16 protein-coding genes and 1 pseudogene are annotated in these 22,638 nt (G+C 33.8%); 15 read left to right on the top strand and 2 right to left on the bottom strand.

The window, feature by feature from the left end:
- Nucleotides 1-9: 9 nt before the first annotated feature.
- The 9 genes and pseudogenes from nrfD to queG form a co-directional block, all read left to right on the top strand.
- Nucleotides 10-1,431: pseudogene (nrfD, locus tag HGK31_RS01355) on the top strand (NrfD/PsrC family molybdoenzyme membrane anchor subunit); the annotation flags it as partial.
- A gap of 39 nt (nt 1,432-1,470) precedes the next feature.
- Nucleotides 1,471-2,007, top strand: coding sequence for a DUF3341 domain-containing protein (locus HGK31_RS01350; protein WP_191858175.1), 537 nt, complete (start codon nt 1,471-1,473; stop codon nt 2,005-2,007).
- Nucleotides 2,008-2,098: 91 nt separating this feature from the next.
- Entirely contained in the window at nt 2,099-2,566 is a 468-nt protein-coding gene (locus HGK31_RS01345) for a c-type cytochrome (RefSeq protein WP_233451000.1), read from the top strand.
- Nucleotides 2,567-2,590: 24 nt separating this feature from the next.
- Nucleotides 2,591-3,979 carry a quinol:cytochrome C oxidoreductase gene (locus HGK31_RS01340; RefSeq protein WP_191858174.1) on the top strand — a complete coding sequence of 463 codons (1,389 nt, stop codon included), beginning with the start codon at nt 2,591-2,593 and terminating at the stop codon, nt 3,977-3,979.
- 26 nt (nt 3,980-4,005) lie between these two features.
- Nucleotides 4,006-5,073: a cytochrome c oxidase subunit II gene (locus tag HGK31_RS01335; protein ID WP_104734792.1), complete on the top strand. Its 1,068-nt coding sequence runs from the start codon at nt 4,006-4,008 to the stop codon at nt 5,071-5,073.
- Between the two features lie 33 nt (nt 5,074-5,106).
- The gene (locus tag HGK31_RS01330) at nt 5,107-6,897 is read left to right on the top strand and encodes a cytochrome c oxidase subunit I (protein WP_104734791.1); all 1,791 of its coding nucleotides are present in this window, start codon (nt 5,107-5,109) and stop codon (nt 6,895-6,897) included.
- Nucleotides 6,898-6,965: 68 nt separating this feature from the next.
- Nucleotides 6,966-7,988, top strand: a complete 1,023-nt coding sequence (gene ruvB / locus HGK31_RS01325; RefSeq protein ID WP_191858173.1) for a Holliday junction branch migration DNA helicase RuvB — start codon at nt 6,966-6,968, stop codon at nt 7,986-7,988.
- Complete coding sequence (locus HGK31_RS01320; RefSeq protein ID WP_191858172.1) at nt 7,988-9,331, top strand: cytochrome P450; 1,344 nt, start codon at nt 7,988-7,990, stop codon at nt 9,329-9,331. Before ruvB ends, HGK31_RS01320 begins: the two co-directional genes overlap by 1 nt.
- Nucleotides 9,328-10,260, top strand: a complete 933-nt coding sequence (queG, locus tag HGK31_RS01315) for a tRNA epoxyqueuosine(34) reductase QueG (RefSeq protein WP_191858171.1) — start codon at nt 9,328-9,330, stop codon at nt 10,258-10,260. Before HGK31_RS01320 ends, queG begins: the two co-directional genes overlap by 4 nt.
- Before the next feature lies 1 nt (nt 10,261).
- Here queG and HGK31_RS01310 read toward each other — a convergent pair whose 3' ends face one another.
- Both HGK31_RS01310 and HGK31_RS01305 read right to left on the bottom strand, forming a co-directional pair.
- The gene (locus HGK31_RS01310) at nt 10,262-12,130 is read right to left on the bottom strand and encodes a BamA/TamA family outer membrane protein (RefSeq protein ID WP_191858170.1); all 1,869 of its coding nucleotides are present in this window, start codon (nt 12,128-12,130) and stop codon (nt 10,262-10,264) included.
- Between the two features lie 311 nt (nt 12,131-12,441).
- Nucleotides 12,442-13,467: a LacI family DNA-binding transcriptional regulator gene (locus HGK31_RS01305; RefSeq protein WP_191858169.1), complete on the bottom strand. Its 1,026-nt coding sequence runs from the start codon at nt 13,465-13,467 to the stop codon at nt 12,442-12,444.
- Nucleotides 13,468-13,625: 158 nt separating this feature from the next.
- Between HGK31_RS01305 and HGK31_RS01300 the strand changes: the two genes are divergently transcribed.
- The 6 genes from HGK31_RS01300 to HGK31_RS01275 all read left to right on the top strand — a co-directional run bounded on the left by HGK31_RS01300 (nt 13,626) and on the right by HGK31_RS01275 (nt 22,633).
- Complete coding sequence (locus tag HGK31_RS01300; RefSeq protein ID WP_191858168.1) at nt 13,626-16,244, top strand: TonB-dependent receptor; 2,619 nt, start codon at nt 13,626-13,628, stop codon at nt 16,242-16,244.
- A 122-nt stretch (nt 16,245-16,366) separates the two neighbouring features.
- Nucleotides 16,367-16,735 (top strand): glutaredoxin family protein, encoded by a 369-nt coding sequence (locus tag HGK31_RS01295; protein WP_191858167.1) that lies wholly within the window; start codon nt 16,367-16,369, stop codon nt 16,733-16,735.
- Nucleotides 16,732-18,195 carry an MFS transporter gene (locus HGK31_RS01290; protein ID WP_233450942.1) on the top strand — a complete coding sequence of 488 codons (1,464 nt, stop codon included), beginning with the start codon at nt 16,732-16,734 and terminating at the stop codon, nt 18,193-18,195. Before HGK31_RS01295 ends, HGK31_RS01290 begins: the two co-directional genes overlap by 4 nt.
- A 33-nt stretch (nt 18,196-18,228) precedes the next feature.
- On the top strand, nt 18,229-19,311 hold the full coding sequence (locus tag HGK31_RS01285; protein ID WP_191858166.1) for a glycoside hydrolase family protein: 1,083 nt from the start codon (nt 18,229-18,231) through the stop codon (nt 19,309-19,311).
- A 1-nt stretch (nt 19,312) separates the two neighbouring features.
- Nucleotides 19,313-20,209, top strand: a complete 897-nt coding sequence (locus HGK31_RS01280) for a carbohydrate kinase family protein (protein ID WP_191858165.1) — start codon at nt 19,313-19,315, stop codon at nt 20,207-20,209.
- A 120-nt stretch (nt 20,210-20,329) separates the two neighbouring features.
- Nucleotides 20,330-22,633 (top strand): NADP-dependent malic enzyme, encoded by a 2,304-nt coding sequence (locus tag HGK31_RS01275; RefSeq protein WP_191858164.1) that lies wholly within the window; start codon nt 20,330-20,332, stop codon nt 22,631-22,633.
- Nucleotides 22,634-22,638 lie beyond the last annotated feature (5 nt).

The raw sequence follows: 22,638 nt of genomic DNA, 5'->3' as shown, positions 1-22,638 counted from the left end.
TAATAGATTATGGCGTCTCATTACGAAGCACCTATTAGAAGACCTTTAGTTACAGGCGAAAAATCATACCACGATGTATCAGTGGATGTCGCAGCTCCTGTTGAAGGTAAAGCAAATAAATCTTGGTGGATTGTATTTTCTATAAGTCTTGTAGCATTCCTTTGGGGAATTGGCTGTATTATTTATACAATTTCAACAGGTATTGGAACTTGGGGTTTAAATAAAACCGTAGGTTGGGCTTGGGATATTACTAACTTCGTTTGGTGGGTTGGTATTGGTCACGCAGGTACACTTATTTCTGCGGTACTGTTATTGTTCCGTCAAAAGTGGAGGATGGCCATTAACCGTTCTGCAGAGGCGATGACAATTTTCTCGGTAGTTCAAGCTGGTTTATTCCCAATTATTCACATGGGTCGTCCATGGTTAGGGTATTGGGTATTACCAATTCCAAACCAATTTGGATCGCTTTGGGTTAACTTTAACTCACCATTACTTTGGGATGTATTTGCGATTTCTACATATTTATCGGTATCATTAGTGTTTTGGTGGACTGGTTTATTACCTGATTTTGCCATGATTCGTGATAGAGCTGTAAAACCTTTCCAAAAGAAAATTTATTCATTATTAAGTTTTGGATGGTCTGGTCGTGCTAAAGATTGGCAACGTTTTGAAGAGGTATCATTGGTACTTGCTGGTTTAGCAACACCACTAGTACTTTCGGTACACACCATTGTATCGTTTGACTTCGCAACTTCGGTAATACCAGGTTGGCATACTACAATTTTCCCACCTTACTTTGTTGCAGGTGCGATTTTCTCTGGATTCGCCATGGTAAATACGTTACTTATTATTATGAGAAAAGTATGTAGCCTTGAAGATTATATTACGGTTCAACATATTGAATTAATGAACATTGTAATCATGATTACAGGTTCTATAGTAGGTGTAGCTTATATTACAGAGTTATTTATTGCATGGTATTCTGGCGTAGAATATGAGCAATATGCATTCTTAAATAGAGCAACAGGTCCTTACTGGTGGGCATATTGGGCTATGATGACTTGCAACGTATTCTCGCCACAGTTTATGTGGTTTAAAAAATTACGTACAAGTATTATGTTCTCATTCTTTATTTCAATTGTGGTGAACATAGGAATGTGGTTCGAGCGTTTTGTAATTATCGTTACATCATTACATAGAGATTATTTACCATCATCTTGGACAATGTTCTCACCAACATTTGTTGATATAGGAATTTTTATAGGAACTATTGGTTTCTTCTTTGTATTGTTTTTATTATATGCAAGAACTTTCCCTGTAATTGCACAAGCAGAAGTAAAAACTATCTTGAAATCATCAGGTGAGCGTTACAAGAAAATAAGAGAGCGTGGCGATAGTTTAGTTGGAACAGGTTCAGATGTAAGAACATCTGGAGAGAATAATAAAGAATCAAAAAATTAAAAGTAGCATATGGAAGCTTCAAAAGTAATTCACGCTATTTATACTGATGATGATGTATTGATGTCAGCCGTTAAAAAGGTTAAGTCAGAAAGATATCACATTGAAGAAATATATACACCATTTCCAGTTCACGGACTAGACAAAGCTATGGGCTTGGAACCAACACGTATAGCTATTGCTTCATTTATTTATGGATGTATTGGTTTAACAGTCGCTATTGTTATGATGAATTTCATTATGATCGAAGACTGGCCACAAAACATCGGTGGTAAGCCAAGTTTTAGTTATATAGAGAACATGCCTGCTTTTGTTCCAATTATGTTTGAGTTAACGGTGTTTTTTGCAGCGCATTTAATGGTTATCACATTTTATTTAAGAAGTAGAATGTGGCCATTTAAAAAAGCCGAAAACCCAGATCCAAGAACAACGGATGACCACTTCTTGATGGAAATTGCTATTCATGGTAATGAAGCAGAATTAGCAATTTTATTAAAAGAAACTGGAGCTGTTGAAGTTAATTTAGTTGATAAAGATGAAGCACATTAATATGAAAGGCTTAATAAAAATATCAGTTATAGCATTAGTATTAGTAGTTGTTGTATCCTGTAAAAAAGATACAAGACCTAACTATCAATTCATGCCTAACATGTATGAACCTGTACCTTATGAGACTTACGCCGAGTCAGGCGCTTTTAGAAGTGGATGGGAAGCACAATTACCTGTTGAAGGAACAATTCCAAGAGGTTATACGCCTTTTGAAATAGAGAATACTACTGAAGGGTACAATTTAGCCAAAGAAACTTTGACAAATCCTTTAGATTCTACGCAAGTTGATATGGCTAAAGGTAAAGAACTGTATGATATTTACTGTGGTATCTGTCACGGAAACAAAGGTGACGGTCAGGGTAATTTAGTAAAGCGTGAAAAAATACTAGGTATTCCTAGTTATGACGACGCAGGAAGAGCCATTAATGCAGGAAGTATTTACCACACTATTTATTATGGCAAAAATGCCATGGGTTCTTATGCAAACCAACTTAACGAAGAGGAACGTTGGCAAGTAACGGCATATGTCTTGGACCTTAAAGCTAAATTAGAAAAATAAGATAGATAAAGTTTATATATAGATATGTACACATTCTCAAAAAAATTAAAGACCGTTTCTATCGCACTAATGCTAATTGGAGCGTTGGGTGTTGTGTATGGTTTCATGACATCTCATAAATCTTTTGAAGAGGTTGAAACCATGCTAGCTGAAGAAGCTTCACATCATGGTGGTGGGCATGAAGCAGAAACTAAAGCTCATGTAGTTGCAGGAGATACAGATCATTCTGATAATACGCACCAAGACAATACTCATGATGCATTAGCAGATGTTGAACATCATGCGGCTGATGAACATGCGGAACATGTTGAGCATGTGCAACACCAAATTGCAAACAGACCTTGGTCTGCATTGTATGTTGCTGCATTCTTTTTCTTTATGATTGCTTTAGGTGTTCTAGCTTTCTATGCTATTCAATTTGCTTCTCAAGCGGGTTGGTCACCTGTATTGTTTCGAGTTATGGAAGGTATAACAGCTTATGTATTGCCTGGTGCTTTAATTGTATTGGGTATTGCAGTAGCTTCTGGAGTTATTGGTCATTATAATATTTTTATCTGGATGGATCCAGAAGTTGTAGAACATGACAAGTTAATACAAGGTAAATCAAGTTTTTTAAATTTACCATGGTTTATAATCAGAGGTCTAATCTTTATAGCAGGATGGAGTTTATACAGACATTTTGCTCGTAAATTTTCTATTGCTCAAGATAATGCTGATATCAATGACAACAGAAATTTCAAAAAGTCATTTAGAATTGCAGCTGGATTTTTAGTATTCTATATCTACACTGAATCTATGATGTCTTGGGATTGGATTATGAGTGTTGACCCACACTGGTTTAGCACCTTGTTTGGATGGTATGTTTTTGCAAGTATGTTTGTAAGTGGTATTACTGTAATAGCGTTAATAACCATGTATTTAAAATCTAAAGACTTGCTACCATTTGTAAATGACAGTCACTTACATGATTTAGCAAAATTCATGTTTGCAATTAGTATATTTTGGACGTATTTATGGTTCTCACAATTCATGCTTATTTGGTACTCAAACATACCAGAAGAGGTTACCTATTTTGTAACACGTTTTGCTGATTATAAACTACCATTCCTAGGTATGGTGGTTATGAACTTTGTGTTCCCATTATTAGTGCTTATGAACAGTGATTATAAGCGTATTCCTTGGTTTGTTGTAATGGCTGGTATCGTTATTTTATGCGGTCACTACATTGATGTATTCAATATGATTATGCCTGCAACTGTTGGTGATAGATGGTATATTGGTATTCCTGAATTAAGTTCAATAATGTTGTTTGCCGGCTTGTTTATGTTCGTTGTGTTTACTGCATTAACTAAAGCACCATTATTGGCTAAAGGAAATCCATTTATTAAAGAAAGTGAACACTTTCATTATTAATATTAAATTAAAGTAGAGAAAAGACAATGACAGCTTTTTTATCAATTATAATAGTACTTTTTATCGCTATTGCAATTTGGCAAATGGTAAAGATATTTGATTTAGCTCAAGTAGGCGCATCAAATAGTCAAGTAGCAGATGATAATGACAACAGAATCAATGGTTACTTAATGATAGGTTTCTTAATCTTCATTTATGCTATAACAATTGTCTGTTTTGTTAAATGGGGTGATTTACCATTAATGTCCAATTCTGCATCTGAACATGGTCCAGGTTTAGATAACCTGATGGTTATATCCATGATACTAATTTTTATTGTGCAAACTATAACACAATACTTACTACATTATTTTGCCTTCAAATATAGAGGTGAAGAGGGCAAAAAAGCTTTGTATTTTGCAGACAATAACACTTTAGAAGCTATTTGGACTATTATCCCAGTAATTGTTTTAGCAGGATTAATCATTTACGGTTTATTCACATGGAATACCATAATGAATGTTAATGAAGATGATGATCCACTAGTTATTGAATTATATGCCCAACAATTTAACTGGAAGGCACGTTATGCAGGTAACGACAATACACTAGGTAAGGCTAATGTACGTCTTATAAATCTTGATAATGCTAACATTTTAGGATTGGATGAATCTGACCCTAATGCACAAGATGATGTAATCACAACAGAGTTACATTTGCCTGTTGGCAGACCAGTATTGTTTAAAATGCGATCACAAGACGTTTTGCATTCAGCGTATATGCCTCACTTTAGAGCTCAAATGAACTGTGTACCAGGTATGATCACTCAATTTGGTTTTACTCCTACAGTAACTACAGCCGAAATGAGACAAACGCAACAAATGATTGATAAGGTTGCAAACATTAATCGTATTCGTACTGAAAAAAGTAAAGAGCTAGTAGCTAAAGGCGAAGAAGCGTTAGAACGTTACGAATTTGATTATTTATTATTGTGTAATAAGATTTGTGGTAAATCGCATTACAATATGCAAATGAAAATAATTGTTGAGACTCAAGAAGAATATGACGCTTGGATAGCTGAACAAAAAGAATTCAAAGATTCTTTAATTAAGTAATAAAAAACGGTTTTAAAAAGTATATAGAAGATTATGTCAACACACGCAGATACTCACGCACACGACGATCACGGACATCATCATAAAGAAACATTTGTGACTAAATATATTTTTAGTCAGGATCATAAAATGATTGCCAAGCAGTATCTTATTACAGGTACTATTATGGGTGTTATAGGTGTATTAATGTCTTTAATGTTTCGAATGCAAATTGCATGGCCAGAAGAGCCAAATGTATTATTTGAGGCATTATTAGGAAAATGGGCACCAGATGGTGTTATGGATGCGGATATTTATTTGGCTTTAGTAACAATACATGGTACCATTATGGTATTCTTTGTACTAACAGCTGGATTGAGTGGAACGTTCAGTAACTTATTAATTCCGTTACAAATTGGTGCACGTGATATGGCATCAGGATTCTTGAACATGGTATCTTATTGGTTATTCTTCCTGTCTAGTGTGGTTATGGTTATCTCGCTTTTCGTTGAGGCTGGACCAGCAGCTGCAGGTTGGACAATTTATCCTCCGCTCTCTGCATTACCAATGGCTCAAGGTGGATCTGGAATGGGTATGACGCTATGGCTAGTGTCAATGGCTATTTTCATTGCATCATCATTATTAGGATCGCTAAACTATATTGTTACGGTTATAAACTTACGTACAAAAGGTATGTCCATGACACGACTACCTTTAACAATCTGGGCATTTTTCGTGACAGCCATTATAGGTGTGGTATCGTTTCCAGTATTATTATCTGCTGCGTTGTTATTAATCATGGATAGAAGCTTTGGAACATCGTTTTTCCTTTCTGATATATTTATTCAAGGCGAAGTATTACATTATCAAGGAGGTTCTCCAGTTTTATTTGAACATTTGTTCTGGTTTTTAGGACACCCTGAAGTATATATTGTAATCCTACCTGCAATGGGATTAGTTTCTGAAATTATGGCTTCTAGTTCTAGAAAACCAATTTTTGGATATCGTGCGATGATTATGTCAATTTTAGCAATTGCATTTTTATCAACCATCGTTTGGGGTCACCACATGTTTATTTCAGGTATGAATCCATTCCTTGGTTCAGTATTTACATTTACAACCTTATTAATTGCTATACCATCAGCGGTAAAAGCTTTTAACTGGATAACAACCATATGGAAAGGTAATCTCCAGATGAACCCAGCTATGCTATTCTCAATTGGTTTTGTTTCAACATTTATTACAGGAGGTCTAACAGGTATTATTTTAGGTGATAGTGCTTTAGATATTAATGTACATGATACTTATTTTGTAGTGGCTCACTTCCACTTGGTAATGGGTATATCAGCATTATACGGTATGTTTGCAGGAATATATCATTGGTTCCCAAAAATGTTTGGACGTATGCTTAATAAGAATCTAGGGTATATCCATTTTTGGGTAACAGCTGTTTGTGCCTATGGCGTTTTCTTCCCTATGCACTTTATTGGAATGGCCGGTTTACCAAGACGTTATTATACAAACTCTAACTTTCCATTGTTTGATGATTTAGCTGATGTGAACGTGATTATTACCATCTTTGCTTTAGTTGGAGGTGTATTTCAGTTGGTGTATTTATATAATTTCTTTAGTAGTATTTTCTTTGGTAAGAAAACAGTTCAGAATCCTTGGAGATCAACTACATTAGAGTGGACGGCACCAATCAAGCATATCCATGGGAACTGGGAAGGTGAAATTCCTCATGTTTACCGTTGGTCTTATGATTATAATAAGCCAGGTCACGATGTAGATTTTGTTCCTCAAAACGTACCTTTAAAAGAAGGCGAGGAAGAGTTACATCACTAATCAAATAGTTTACAATACAAACAAAGCCTTTCTAATTTAGAAAGGCTTTTTGTTTATATTTGTGTTCTATGAACGAGAACCTAGATCCAACAAACGAGCACTTTTCACCAGAAGAACTGGATGTAGAAAAAAAATTGAGACCTTTATCCTTTGATGACTTCACTGGTCAAGATCAGGTGTTGGAAAATCTTCAAATTTTTGTTCAAGCAGCCAATGGAAGGGAAGAAGCGTTGGATCATACCTTGTTTCACGGTCCTCCTGGATTAGGTAAAACTACTTTGGCACATATTCTTGCGAGTGAATTGAACGTTGGTATCAAAGTAACTTCAGGCCCTGTTTTAGATAAGCCAGGTGATTTGGCAGGTTTGTTAACCAACCTCGAAGATCGTGATGTGCTTTTTATTGATGAGATCCATCGATTGAGTCCCATAGTTGAAGAATATCTGTATTCGGCAATGGAAGACTATAAAATTGATATCATGATTGAGTCAGGACCTAATGCAAGAACCGTACAAATCAATTTAAATCCATTCACGCTAGTTGGAGCCACAACACGTTCTGGATTACTTACGGCTCCTATGCGAGCACGTTTCGGTATTCAAAGTAGATTACAATATTATAACACCGAGTTGTTAACTACAATCGTTCAACGAAGTGCAAGCATCTTAAATGTTCCAATCACCATGGAAGCGGCTGTTGAAATTGCAGGTCGTAGTCGTGGTACACCAAGAATTGCAAACGCATTATTACGTCGTGTTCGTGATTTTGCCCAAATAAAAGGTGATGGTAATATTGATATTAAAATCTCAAAGTTTGCTTTAGAAGCACTTCATGTAGATGCTCATGGATTGGATGAAATGGACAATAAAATATTGTCAACCATTATCGATAAGTTTAAAGGTGGACCAGTAGGTATTACAACCTTGGCCACTGCAGTAAGCGAAAGTGCCGAAACCATTGAAGAAGTTTATGAGCCGTTCCTTATTCAACAAGGGTTTATCATGCGAACACCTAGAGGACGAGAAGTGACTGAACAAGCTTACAAACATTTAGGGAAAATAAAAGGACCTACACAAGGAGGCTTGTTTTAATGACACCTATTAAAAAGATACCAGAAGTTTCAACTTTTACCTTTTTAAGGCAAGCCATTAAAATATTAAACAATCCATTACCTTTTCATCACAAAAACTTTGAGCGCTATGGTGATATTTTTAAGCTAAATGTAGGTTTTGGTAAACATGCTATCTTTTCCAGAGATGCAGTCTTAGCTGAATATGTTTTACAAAAAAACTGGAAGAACTATAAAAAGTCAGCTATTCAAACCGAAGACCTTGCCAAATATTTAGGTAATGGTTTGCTAACTTCTGAAGGGACTTATTGGCGTAAGCAACGCAAACTAATTCAACCAGCCTTTCATAAATCTAATTTAGAAAGCCTGATGGCAACTGTTAAGCAAACCATTGTTGAATCTTTGGTTGAAATTAAAACTGATGTCAAAACGGATGTTCTACCACTTTTCAGTGATTTAGCATTTAAAGTGGTTGTTAGAGCTTTGTTTAGTAATGCAGCATCAGATTCCGAAATCAAAACCCTACAACATGTAACCGAAGAAAATCAACTTATGTTGGTAAAAGAGCTTCGGCAACCATATTTAAAATGGTATTTTGAATCCTTTGGTATTATTGATAGACATCTAAAGCGTTCAAATGAATCTAGGGATATTCTAAAAAACATCATAATCAGAAGAAAAGAATCTCAAACAAGATTTGATGATTTATTGGATATGCTCCTTGAAGCACGGTATGAAGATGGTACCGAAATGAGCATGAACCAATTAATAGATGAGATTTTGGTGCTATTTGTTGCAGGACATGAAACAACAGCTAATGCATTGAGTTTTACAATACAATTATTGGCTCAACATACTGAATGGCAGGAGAATATACTTAGTCAATATCAGTCAATTTTAAAAAACAACAATAATGATATCATGGCTGCTATCATACAATCACAATTAGCAAAGCAAGTAGTTGAAGAGTCCTTACGATTGTATCCACCTGCCTATTTTATAGACAGGGTCAATATTGAAAGTGATTCATGTAATGGATATCATTTTGATAAAGGAAATAATTTATTGTTTTCCATCTATGAAATTCACAGGCATAAAGCTTTGTGGGAATTTCCAGATAGTTTCGTTCCAGAACGTTTCGCACCTGAAAACGCTAAAAATTATTCGTCACAGTATTTTCCTTTTGGTTCAGGTCCACGAAAATGTATTGGTAATAATTTTGCCATGTTTGAAATGATTTTGACCATTTCAGAGATATTGTTAAAATTTTCAATTAAACCTGTAAAAGATAATATTGAAATTAATCCGTTGATTACCCTAAAACCTAAAAATGCTTTTGTAAAATTTGAAATTTTAAAAAGTTGAATCAAAGTAAATCTACATATAGTCATATAATTAAAACGGAAGCCAAGCGTCTCGGTTTTTTGTCCTGTGGCATAAGCAAAGCAGAATTTTTAGAAGATGAAGCACCACGATTAGAAAAATGGTTGAATAATAATAGGCATGGTGAGATGCAATACATGGAAAATCATTTTGATAAACGCCTTGATCCAACAAAACTTGTAGAAGGTTCAAAAAGTGTGATTTCTCTATTACTTAATTACTTTCCTTCTGAAATACAAAATGAAAACAGTTATAAGTTGTCCAAATACGCTTATGGAACAGATTATCATTTTGTCATCAAGGACAAATTAAAGTCACTGTTGCAATTTGTTCAAAACGAAATAGGTGAAGTTCATGGAAGAGCATTTGTAGACTCTGCGCCAGTTTTAGACAAAGCTTGGGCAGCAAAATCTGGATTAGGTTGGATTGGTAAACACAGTAATTTGTTAACCCAACAAGTAGGGTCTTTTTATTTTATTGCGGAATTGATTGTTGATTTAGAGCTAGAATATGATATGCCTGTAACTGACCATTGTGGTACTTGTACTGCTTGCATTGATGCTTGTCCAACAGAAGCCATTATACAACCCTATGTGGTAGATGGGAGTAAATGTATTTCTTACTTAACCATTGAATTAAAAGATAATATTCCAACAGCCTTTAAAGGTCACATGGATAATTGGATGTTTGGTTGTGATGTGTGTCAAGATGTATGTCCTTGGAACCGCTTTTCAAAATCACATAGCGAACCATTATTCAATCCGCACCCAGAACTTTTAGATATGACCAAAAAAGATTGGGATGAAATTACAGAGGATACCTTTAAAAAAGTCTTTAAAAAATCACCAGTTAAACGTACCAAATATTCTGGATTGAAACGAAACATCAATTTTATTAAAAACAATATTTGATTTAATTAAATAGCACAGGACGCGGTTTCCCCAATTCAAAATTAGGAAACCCTAAATCATCTGTTTCCAAAGTATTAGTCTTAAAAATGTTACTGCCTTCATTTGGAATACTTGGATAATATGTAAAGGATATTTGAAAGGAATTAAATACTAAATAATCGTTTCTAATTAAAAAACCAAGACTGAAGGCATTGTAAAGTTTATTTTCATAAAAACGATTGTTTTCGTCACCAATAAGTCCAGAAGTAATATTGATATAAGGGTTCAACCGAAATCCAAGTAGGTTCCATGGAGAGTAAACTTGAGTTTGTAGCGATATAACAAATTTTTCAGTCCCGTATAATGAGGAATCAAAATCTGGTAAACCACTAGCATTATTACGTTCATACGCACTAGCATACAAACCTTGAAAAGATTTGTTTTCATTTAAAGAAATTCTATCAGCCACAGTTCCCAAGCGCTTACTGCCAATAATGATTTGAGGTTTAATAAACTGCCTTAATTTCCATTTATCTCCCAAAGAGACCAAATCTGAAAAATAATAGCCTTCTAAAACATAAGTGGTTTGTTCTCTGGTTTTTCCTCTTATGTATGTGCCATATTCTAAATTAAAACTTAAATATCCCAATTTGGTATAATTACCCATTGAAACTCGGGCACCTAAATAAGTTCTATATCTCTTGTTTTTATATTCATATCCACCCGTAAGGGAATATATGGTTCCTACTGGCACATCTTCAATAATACCATAGTTTAGAAGATATTCATCTTGAATATATTGTCTAGATGATAGACCTATACTAGCAATGGGAAAAGATTCACTTGAAAAATAGCGTATACTATCATAGGCTATATCTGGCCTTTCTTTGTAGTCTGTATTAATATATCTTAAAGAAGTTACTAGATTGGTTGTACGTTCTTTTACACTAGATCCTTTAAATATTTTATAGGAATATCCTAACCAAACATCTTGTGAATAGAATTTTAAATCTTGTATGGACAAACTATCCATAGAATTTGGCAGGAAAATTTGGGAATATTGTTCGCTAAAAGTTACACCACCAGCCCATTTGGTTAATGGTGAATAAAAAGGTCTGTTTATGTCTATACTCTTTCTATAATTTTTATCTAGATCTTGATAATAATTTATTGATGTGTTAATATAGGTGTTTTTAAAATTTGGAATATTATAGGCTATGTCGTAGGCCTTTTCACCATCTTCAAACCGAGTTGTGTAATTTATTTTATAATTATGACCAAACCCCAGCAAATTTCTTTCTTTTAATTTCAAGGTGTTTTTTGAGGTGGAAATTGAAGCATTTGGTATTAAACTCCAAGAATCTAAAACCATTACGGTGACATCTACTGAATCATTAGAAACCAATTCAGGAGTAATCAAAGCTTCACGGACATAATTATTTGTTCTGATTAAACGCTCGGATTCAGTCAAGAGTAGTGAGTCCAATACTTGATTTTCTTTAAATAAAAGCAAGTTTTTAATTGTCCAGTCCTTTGTTTTAACATGTAAGAAATTACCAGTACGTTCTAACCAGTTATCTACTGTTTGTGTTGTGTCAGAAAGTTTTTTACCAAACGGGTCAAACGTAATGATATTTATATTTCGGATAATCTTATTATTATATTTTTTTTGGTTAGGACGTTTAGGCAGGTCTGTAACAGGTTTGTCATTTTCTTTTTGAGACCTGAACAAAAAGCCATGTAGCGTTTTAGTAACCTTTCCTTTTTCCGAAAACTCCTCAATTTTATTATAGATGTTCGTAGAATCTTTCTCTTCAGGTTTGTTTTGAGCATGGATGAGTGTCCCACTTATAAAAAACACCACCACATAAAAAATTCTAATAAAACTCATAGATTACTTGTGAGTAATTTGATATGAATGAAGTAACTAATTGTTAAAACCAAATTTAACTATTATTATTACAAGTCATAGTATTTTGGCCATTTAGTAAAGTTAGTTATTTATTGCCTTTGCTTTCATTATAATATTTTTATGAGCAAGCAAAGTAGAATTTTTAAAATATGAAGCAGCACGATTATAAAAATGGTTGAATAATAATCGGAATAGAGACATGCAATACATGAGAATTAATTTTGAGAAGCGTTTAGATACAACTAAACTATCTGTGTCGCATCGTAAAATTGAGGTTTTATAAAAATAGATTATATTTTTTTTGTTGAATCCCTTAAGATAATATCAGTTTTTAATTCAACATTTTTGAATTTAATTTTCTTGCCTTCTTTTCTTTTCTTTATTTCTTTGTAAAGTAACTTGAAAGATTTTTTCCCCATTAAGTGACCAGGCTGATTGACTGTTGAAAGCGTTGGAGAGATCACAGAAGACATAAACCAATTGCTAAATCCAATTATTGAAATTTGTTCAGGTATTTTTATGTTTCTTTTATTTAATTCAGTGATTGATCCAATGGCAACCAAATCAGTATTTATAAATATTCCATCAATATCATCATGATCCTTTAATAGCTCTTTAGTAAAATGTTGGCCTTCTTCAAAACTCATGGCATCCAATATATAAACTAACGATGGGTCATAGGGAATTTGATTGTGTAGTAAAGCTTTTTTATAACCTAAAAATCTATCGATGGAATTTTGAGGTGTTAAGGGCCCTCTAAAATGAGCAATTCTTTTGCATCCAGTATCAATGAGGTGTTGAGTCGCATCAAAAGCAGCCATTTGATCATCAATAATTACTTTTGAACAGTCTACAATTTTAGCGATTTTGTCAAACATTACTAAGGTGATACCTTGATTCATAACAGCCTTTAAATGTGAGAAATCATATGTTCCATTAGCTAATGATATCAAGATTCCATCAACTTGCTTGTTAATCAATAACTCAATTTGTTTTTTTTCTAATTCAAATGATTCATTTGATTGTAATATAATAACCAGATACCCTTTGTCTTCTGCTTCACTAATTATTCCCTTTATAACACTTGAAAAAAAATGATGAACAACTTCAGGTATAACAAGTCCAATTGTTTTGGATTCTTTTGTCCTTAAATTGACTGCAGAAGCATTAGGTCGATAATTTAAAGTTTCAGCTAACTCTTTTACTAGTTTTTTAGTTTTTTTACTGACATCAGGATAATCTTTAAGAGCTTTTGAAACAGTTGAAATAGATAAACCCAGAGTTGTAGCTATTTCTTTTAAGGTAGCTGGCTTCATAGTTAAATAAAAAGTAAATATAATTAATTAAAGTTTATCGAAAACGTTTTCGGTAAAAACGAAAACGTTTTAGTTGTGAATTTATCATAATTTAATACTCTTAACTAATAATTTAGTAGGTAAATAAATGAAAAATCACTAATTCAATAAAAACCAAAATGAAAAAACTAACAAAGCTCAAAAAGTTATTTTTAGGAATCTTGGTATTAACTACATCATTTGTAATGGGGCAAGTTAATATTTCAGGAACAGTAAGCGATACTAATGGAGAGACGCTTCCTGGTGTAAATGTAATTATCTCTGGAACGACGCAAGGTGCAGTTTCAGACATAGACGGTAATTTTGTCATTGAAAATGTGGAAGATGGTACATACATTATACAAGCTAGTTTTTTAGGCTACGCTAGTGTAGATAGTAATGTTGAGGTCACTGGTAGTGATGTCACACTAGATATTGTGATGAATGAGGATACTGAATCATTAGATGAGGTTATTATAACTGGAGTTGTAAATCCTAGGTCAAAAATTGAATCAAGTGTTTCAATAACAACAATGAAGCCTAAAACAATTGTTGAATCTGCTCCGAGAACAACTGCAGAAATTTTTAGAACATTACCTGGTATTCGATCAGAATCATCAGGTGGTGAAGGTAATGCTAATATAGCGGTTCGTGGTGTGCCCATTTCTTCAGGGGGATCTAAATATGTTCAATTGCAAGAAGATGGTCTCCCCGTTTTATTATATGGAGATATAGCGTTTGCGACGTCAGATATCTTTACAAGATTTGATGCTAATGTTGCACGTATTGAAGCAATTAGAGGTGGATCTGCTTCAACATTATCATCCAACGCACCTGGAGGAATAATAAATATTATTAGTAAAACAGGTAGAGTAGAAGGAGGATCAATTGCAACTAGCTTTGGTTTAGATTATAATTCTTTCAGAACAGATTTTGATTATGGATCAAGGATAGGAGAAGATTTGTATTTCCATATGGGAGGATTTTACAGAGTTGGTGAAGGTGTACGTGAAACAGGTTTTACAGCTAATAATGGAGGTCAATTTAAGCTGAACTTCACTAAAGATTTCAAGAATGGTTATGTTAGAGTATATGGTAAGTATTTGAATGATAAAGCTGTTGCTTATTTACCAATGCCAATGAAGGTGACAGGTACTAATAGTGATCCAGATTGGGGAGATGCTCCAAATTTTGATGCAACAACTGGATCTTTACATACATCTAATTTAACGCAAAATGTAGGTTTAGGCGGTGATGGTCAATTGAGACGATCAAATGTTGCCGATGGAATGAATCCAATCTCTACTTCGGTTGGCTTTGAAGCTTCATTTGATTTAGGAAATAACTGGAAAGTTAGAAATAATGGAAGGTATTCATCAAATAAAGGAGCATTTGTTTCACCATTTCCTGCAGAAGTTGCTTCGGCATCAACTATTGCTGAATCTTTTGGGACAGGGTCAACTTTATCGTTTACTGATGGAACATCAGTGGCAGATAATAGTTTAGTGGCTAGAATTCACATGTTTGATGTTGAACTGAATAATTTTAACAATTTTATGAATGATTTTAAATTGTCTAAATCGTTTGGTAATGTTGATGTTACATTAGGATATTTTAAGGCAATTCAAGATATTTCTATGTCATGGTTATGGAATTCTTACCTACAAGAGGTAAATGATGACAATGCTAGATTGATTAATGTATTTGATTCAGCTAGTAATCCTTTAAGTGATAATGGATTATATGCTTACGGAGTACCATTTTGGGGTAACTGTTGTACAAGAAATTATGACACTCAATATAATGTTTCTGCACCATATGCAAACGTAACAATAGAAGCTAGTGAAAAATTTACAATTGATGGTAGTGTGAGATATGATAAAGGACGTGTTGATGGTTCATTTGCTGGTACAGTTCAAACGGAGTTCGATATTAATAACGACGGTTTTATTTCTGTGCCAGAACAAGATGTTTCGGCTGTTGATACTGCTAACCCAACCGCTGTTGATTATGACTATGATTATGTTTCTTACTCGTTAGGATTAAATTTCAAGATACAGGATAACCAATCTGTTTTTGGTAGATACTCAAGTGGTGCATCAGCAAAGGCAGATAGAATTTTGTTTTCAGGTTTAGATTATCTTGATGGAGATAGAATTAATGCATTAGATTTTATAGATCAAGCAGAATTAGGATATAAGCGAGGTTTTGCAAACGGTGCAATCTATGCAACTGCATTCTATGCCAAAACTAGAGAAGAAGGAGGTTTTGAAGCTACTTCAAATAGCATTATTGAGAATGATTATAAATCTATTGGTGTTGAACTAGAAGGATATTATAGATTTAATAATTTTAATTTAAGAGGTGCAATAACGTATACTGATGCTGAAGTAAACTCTGGGGACAATAAGGGAAATACGCCAAGAAGACAACCAGACTTAATTTACAATATCATACCATCTTATAATTTTGGTACAACTAAACAGAATGCTGTAGGATTAAGTTTTATTGGACAAACAAAGGCATATGCACAAGATACAAATGAATTGGTAATGCCTGGTTTTATGATAGTAAATGGATTTGTAAACGTAGGAATTACGAAAGATTTATTTGTTAACCTATCAGCTAACAATATTTTTGATTCAATTGGTGTTACCGAAGTTGAAGAAGGTAGTATTACTGAAGGTCAGGATAATTATGTTAGAGCAAGACCATTGCCCGGTAGATCAATGTCATTAGCACTACAATATAGATTTTAGAATTAGTCTTTAGGATTTAAAATGGGTTGGTTTTTAAAATTGATATAACCTTTTTTAAGTGTGTGAAAGGAGTTGGTGTTAACACATTAAATACCGGCTCTTTTCTTATTAAATTTAGTTTCATGAAAAAAAATGTGTTTTTTATTACTGTAATTCTTGCTCTATTGAATAATTTTTCAGCATTTAGCCAAGGAATTAAAACAGATGATATAAATAATCTGGTAGTTTCTGAAAAACTTATAATTTATGGAAGTGATACCTGCCATTATTGTTTAGAAACAAAAATATTTTTAAAAAAGAATAATATTGAATTTCAATATTATGATATTGATCTAAATCTTGCTAAACAAAAGGAAATGATTGCCAAATTAAAAGCCGCTAATATTTCACTTTCCAATTTGACTCTTCCAGTAGTTGATAAAGTAGGTAGTATATTTATAAATAATGAAAAGTTTGAAGAGTTTCTAAATAAATTATTGGAAAAGTCATGATTACGAAACCTAAATTAAGTTTTTGGCAAATATGGAATATGAATGTTGGTTTTTTTGGCATTCAATTCAGTTTTGGTTTACAGCAAACAGCTGTAAATCCAATTTTTTCCTTTTTAGGTGCGCATCACGAAGAATTGCCTTTGCTTAATTTAGCAGGTCCAGTTACAGGTTTATTAATACAACCAATTATTGGTGCTATATCTGATAAAACATGGTCACCACGTTTTGGAAGAAGAAAACCATTTTTTCTTATCGGAGCTATAGTTGCTAGTTTATGCTTGTTTATGTTCCCTTTTAGTTCTGAACTATGGTTTGCAGTTGGATTGCTTTGGGTCTTGGATGCAGCCAATAATACTGCCATGGAACCTTACAGGGCATTTGTAGGAGATAAATTACCAGATGAACAGTTAACATATGGTTTTCAAATGCAAAGTTTATTTGTTGGTGCAGGTATAACACTAGCAAATTTTTCTTTGTTTTTATTTCAGGACTGGTTTAGTGTTCCAGCAATTGAAGGTGCTTCACTTTGCAGTAATGAGACAGAAATAATTACAGCTATTCCCAAATGGGTGTATTATTCATTTTTTTTAGGAGCAATAGCCTCTATAGGAACTATTTTATGGTCGGTTTTAAAAACACCAGAGATACCACCATCAGAGGAAGAGTTAAATTATATTAAAGCACGTAATAAAAATGCTTCCTTTTTGCATCGATTAATTGAGCCATTTGTTGAAATATACCAGGCTATAGGAGAGATGCCTAAACTAATGAAGAAATTAGCAGGTATTTACTTATTTCAATGGTATGCATTATTTATTTATTGGCAATTTATCACACCAATGTTAAGATCAAGTATGTTTGGAATTAGCAATGAGGATACAAAAAGATTTGATTCTATAATTGAAGCTTGCAAAACTGGATCGGAGATTAGCATTGCAGATACAAAGTTTGCTCAAAACATACAGTTGTTATCGGAACAAGCGTTAGCTCAAACTGGATTAATGAATGGCACCTATAATTTTGTCACCATGATAGTTGCATTAATACTGGTTCCAATTGCTTTAAGATTTAGCAATAAGCTCGTTTATGTTGGGAGCTTATTTTTGACTGGTATAGCAATGATTAGCATGCCTTATATAAGTAACCAATATGCTTTATTAGTACCAATGATTTTATTAGGTATTGGATGGGCAGCTATGATGGGTATTCCATATGCTATGGTGTCAAAAGTTATTCCTGAAAAACGAAGGGGGGTTTACATGGGGATAGTCAACATGATGATTGTCATTCCAATGGGTATTCAAACTTTAACATTTGGACCAATAGTAAAGAATGTACTCGGGAACGATGCCATTAATGCAATTTTATGTGCAGGGTTTTTATTTGTTATAGCCGGTTTATTGGCTCTTCGTTTAAAAGGAAAGCCTAATGATAGTTTAGAATTTGATAATCAGAAATAATTTAATATTCATTTTATTAAAATGATAGTCTCAATGAATAGAATTCCAAAAGCCTACGGAACGTTGTTTATAAATGGAATTAAACATCCTTATTTATACTTATGGGATGCATGGTCTTATTGTGAGAATGAAACTCTTCATTTGTATTGTTTAGCTGTGCCACGTTTTTTATCTGATGGTTCAGAGTTAGACCCATATGAACGGAACAATAACCCGTTTCATATTAGACATTTTTCATCCAAAGACAATGGCAACTCTTGGAAGGATGAAGGTTGTTTTTTAAGTACAGATGAAGTAAGTAAACTCAATTTTAAAACTATTTGGAGCGGAAGTGTAATGCCGCTTTCAGATGGAAGAAAACTTGTGACTTTTACTGGTATTGAAAATATTGATTCTATTAGAAATTATCATCAAAGCATTGCATTAGCGATATCAAATGATGGTCATTCTGTACAAAAAAATACTATAAAAACCATTTCTTCTCCATCAAAAGATTGGGATGAAATTGTTGATAAAGGATATTATTTAGATAGAATAGATAATTTGGGGAGTGATTTGGGAGAAGAGAATGGGCCTATTATGTCATGGAGGGATCCGTTTACATTTTCAGATAAAAAAGGTGAGTTAAATCTATTTTGGGGAGCAAAAACAAATCCGAGAAGAGGAGCTTTAGCTAGAGCAATACTAGCAGAAAATGATGATGTCTTTAAAATAAAAAAATTACATCCCCCAATTTTGGTTCCAGATGCTGATGATTTTACACAATTGGAAGTTCCTAAAATTTTATATGATAAAAATAAAGATTTGTATTATCTCATAATTTCGAGCTGCAACCGATTGTTTGAAAGTCAACCTGCCAATGAAGTATCAAAAGAAGTTAGGGCATATAAATCTCAAAATGTTGAGGGTCCGTGGGTTTCTTTGGGTTCTAAAATTCTAAAAAATGAGAATTTATTTGGTTTGACTGTATTAAAAGAGGATTTTAAAAATAACCGATTATTATGTATTGCTCCATATACTGAAAATGCAGAACCAGATTTAAGATTGACATTTCCAGAGACTTTCTATATATATTTAGACCCCTTTAGGGTTGAGTTTTCTAAAAAGACTGATTAATATGAAAAAATTAAAAGTAGTCTGTTTTGGCGAAGTGCTTTGGGATGTGTTTTCAACATATAAAAAGGTTGGAGGAGCACCTCTTAATGTTGCAATTAGGTTAAAATCGTTTGGGAATGACGTGTCTATGATAAGTAAAGTAGGCAAGGATACTTTAGGTGCAAATCTCCTAAAAATTTTCAAAGAAAATGAACTAGATTTTTCTAATGTACAATTGGCTTCAGATTGGAGGACAGGAATTGTTAAAGTTAGTTTAGGTGAAACCGGTTCCGCATCTTATGAAATTATGTTCCCAAGTGCTTGGGATTACATTGAGTATAACAAAGATTGTAAAGATTTAGTTGCGAATTCAGATATATTTATTTTTGGAAGCCTAGCGGCACGTAGTAATATGTCTAGATTAACTTTGACAAGGCTTCTGGAACATGCTAATTTTAAAGTTTTTGATATTAACTTAAGATCACCACATTATACTCAAGATTTACTGAATGAATTAATGAGTAAGGCAGATTTTATTAAATTAAATGATGAAGAGCTTGCCGAAATCATTGGTTATTTGGGTTTAGATTCAACTTCTATGGAAGAAAGTATCAAAAGGTTATCAAATCATACTCAAACACCAAGTATATGTGTGACACTTGGAGAAAAGGGAGCAGTGCTATATTATAATGATAACTTCTATTATAATAATGGCTATAAAGTAAACGTGGTTGATACTGTTGGTTCAGGAGATTCATTCCTTGCAACTCTAATTAATTCTCTCAAAAAGAATGAATCCCCTCAAAAAGCAATTGATCATGCCTGTGCCCTTGGAGCAATGGTAGCGCAAAGTGAAGGAGCAAATCCATCTATTACAAATGAATCCGTAAAAAAATTTATAAGTTCCAAAACAGAATAGTTTAAAATTTAAAAAATAATTATATTAAATTCTGGTTTCAAAAATTCAATTTTGAACCTCTATATTTTATCCTATCACCGTTAAATATACTACCTTTGTGGCTTATAAACTTTGAATTTTATGAGCAAGCAAAGTAGAAGACGTGAGGCCTTGGTTTATCATGCAAAGCCAACACCAGGAAAGATAAAAGTAGTTCCAACTAAAAAATATGCGAGTCAGCGAGATTTGTCGCTAGCTTATTCACCAGGTGTAGCTGAACCTTGTTTAGAAATAGCCAAGGATATAAACAACGTTTATAAATATACTACCAAAGGAAATTTAGTAGCAGTAATTTCAAATGGAACAGCAGTTTTAGGATTAGGTAATATTGGTCCAGAAGCTTCTAAACCTGTTATGGAAGGTAAGGGATTGCTGTTTAAAATATTTGCAGATATTGATGTTTTTGATATTGAAGTTGACACTGAAAACATTGAAGAATTTATAGCTACGGTTAAAAATATCGCACCAACATTTGGAGGCATAAACCTTGAGGATATCAAAGCTCCTGAAGCATTCGAAATTGAACGACGTTTAAAAGAAGAGTTGGATATTCCTGTTATGCATGATGACCAACATGGTACAGCAATAATTTCTGCTGCAGCGTTACTAAATGCCCTGGAGTTGGCAAATAAAAAGATTGAAGATGTAAGAATTGTAATAAGTGGTGCCGGAGCTGCTGCTATATCATGTTCACGATTGTATCAAGCGTGTGGTGCTGTTCGCGAAAACATGGTAATGTTGGATAGTAAAGGAGTAATAAGACAGGATAGAGAGAATCTAACAAAAGAAAAAGCAGAGTTTGCGACTCACAGAAAAATTGACACTTTAGATGAGGCCATGAAAGACGCTGATGTGTTTATTGGTTTATCTACTTCAAATATTGTTTCGCCAGACATGCTTAAATCCATGGCTGCAAACCCAATTGTCTTCGCCATGTCCAATCCTGATCCAGAAATCGCATATGATTTAGCGATAGATACACGCGATGATATTATTATGGCTACTGGGAGAAGTGATCATCCTAACCAAGTAAATAATGTTCTTGGCTTCCCTTTTATTTTTAGAGGTGCGTTAGATGTTCGTGCCACTAAAATTAATGAGGAAATGAAGATGGCGGCTGTAATGGCGCTGGCAGAGTTAGCGAAAGACCCAGTGCCTGAACAAGTGAATATTGCTTATGGCGAAACACGTCTGACATTTGGTAGAGATTATATCATTCCTAAACCTTTTGACCCACGTTTAATTGCACAAGTTCCACCAGCGGTTGCCAAAGCTGCTATGGAAAGTGGTGTTGCCCAACAACCCATAACGGATTGGCAAAAATATGAGGATGAATTGCTAGAGCGATCAGGTTCTGATAATAAAATAGTGCGATTACTACTCAACCGTGCTAAAACCAATCCTAAACGCGTAGTATTTGCAGAAGCTGATCAGTTGGATGTTTTAAAGGCTGCACAAATTGCTTATGACGAAGGCATTGCTTTTCCAATTCTACTTGGAAGACGCGACGCCATTGAAAAACTAAAAGAAGAAATTGAATTTGATGCTGATGTGCCAATAATAGATCCTAAATCTGACGAAGAAGAAGTAAGGAAAAATAAATATGCTAAAGTTTATTGGGAACAACGTAAGCGAAAAGGAGTGACCTTATATTCTGCAGAAAAAATTATGCGTGAACGTAATTATTTCGCAGCTATGATGGTTAATGAAGGTGATGCAGATGCTATGATTTCTGGTTATTCAAGAAGCTATCCATCTGTGGTAAAACCCATGTTAGAATTAATAGGACTAGCGCCAGGATCAACGCGTGTAGCAACAACCAATGTGATGATGACACAACGTGGTCCTATGTTTTTGAGTGACACTTCTATAAATATTAATCCAACTGCAAGCGATCTAACAAAAATAGCTCAGATGACTGCAGGTGTGGTAAAAATGTTTGGTATGGAACCTGTTATGGCGATGATATCATATTCTAATTTTGGATCGTCTAAAAATCAAACTGCTACTAAAGTTGGTGAGGCTGTAACTTACTTACATAAAAGACATCCAAATCTGTTGGTTGATGGGGAATTACAAACAGATTTCGCATTGAATAGTGAAATGTTACAGGATATTTTTCCTTTTTCAAAATTAGCAGGTAAAAAAGTAAATACACTTATTTTTCCAAATTTAGAATCAGCCAATATCACTTACAAATTGCTCAAAGAATTAAATAAGGCAGATTCCATTGGTCCTATAATGATGGGTATGCGAAAACCTATTCACATTTTACAGTTGGATGCCAGTGTAGATGAAATTGTAAATATGACTGCCATTGCCGTAATTGATGCACAACAAAAAGAAAAAAAAGAGCTTGAATTAAAAGCAGGAATAGGACATTAAACAAC

Source organism: Hanstruepera ponticola, from assembly GCF_012931685.1.
Taxonomy (GTDB): domain Bacteria; phylum Bacteroidota; class Bacteroidia; order Flavobacteriales; family Flavobacteriaceae; genus Hanstruepera; species Hanstruepera ponticola.
This window is presented reverse-complemented; position numbering and strand designations above follow the sequence as displayed.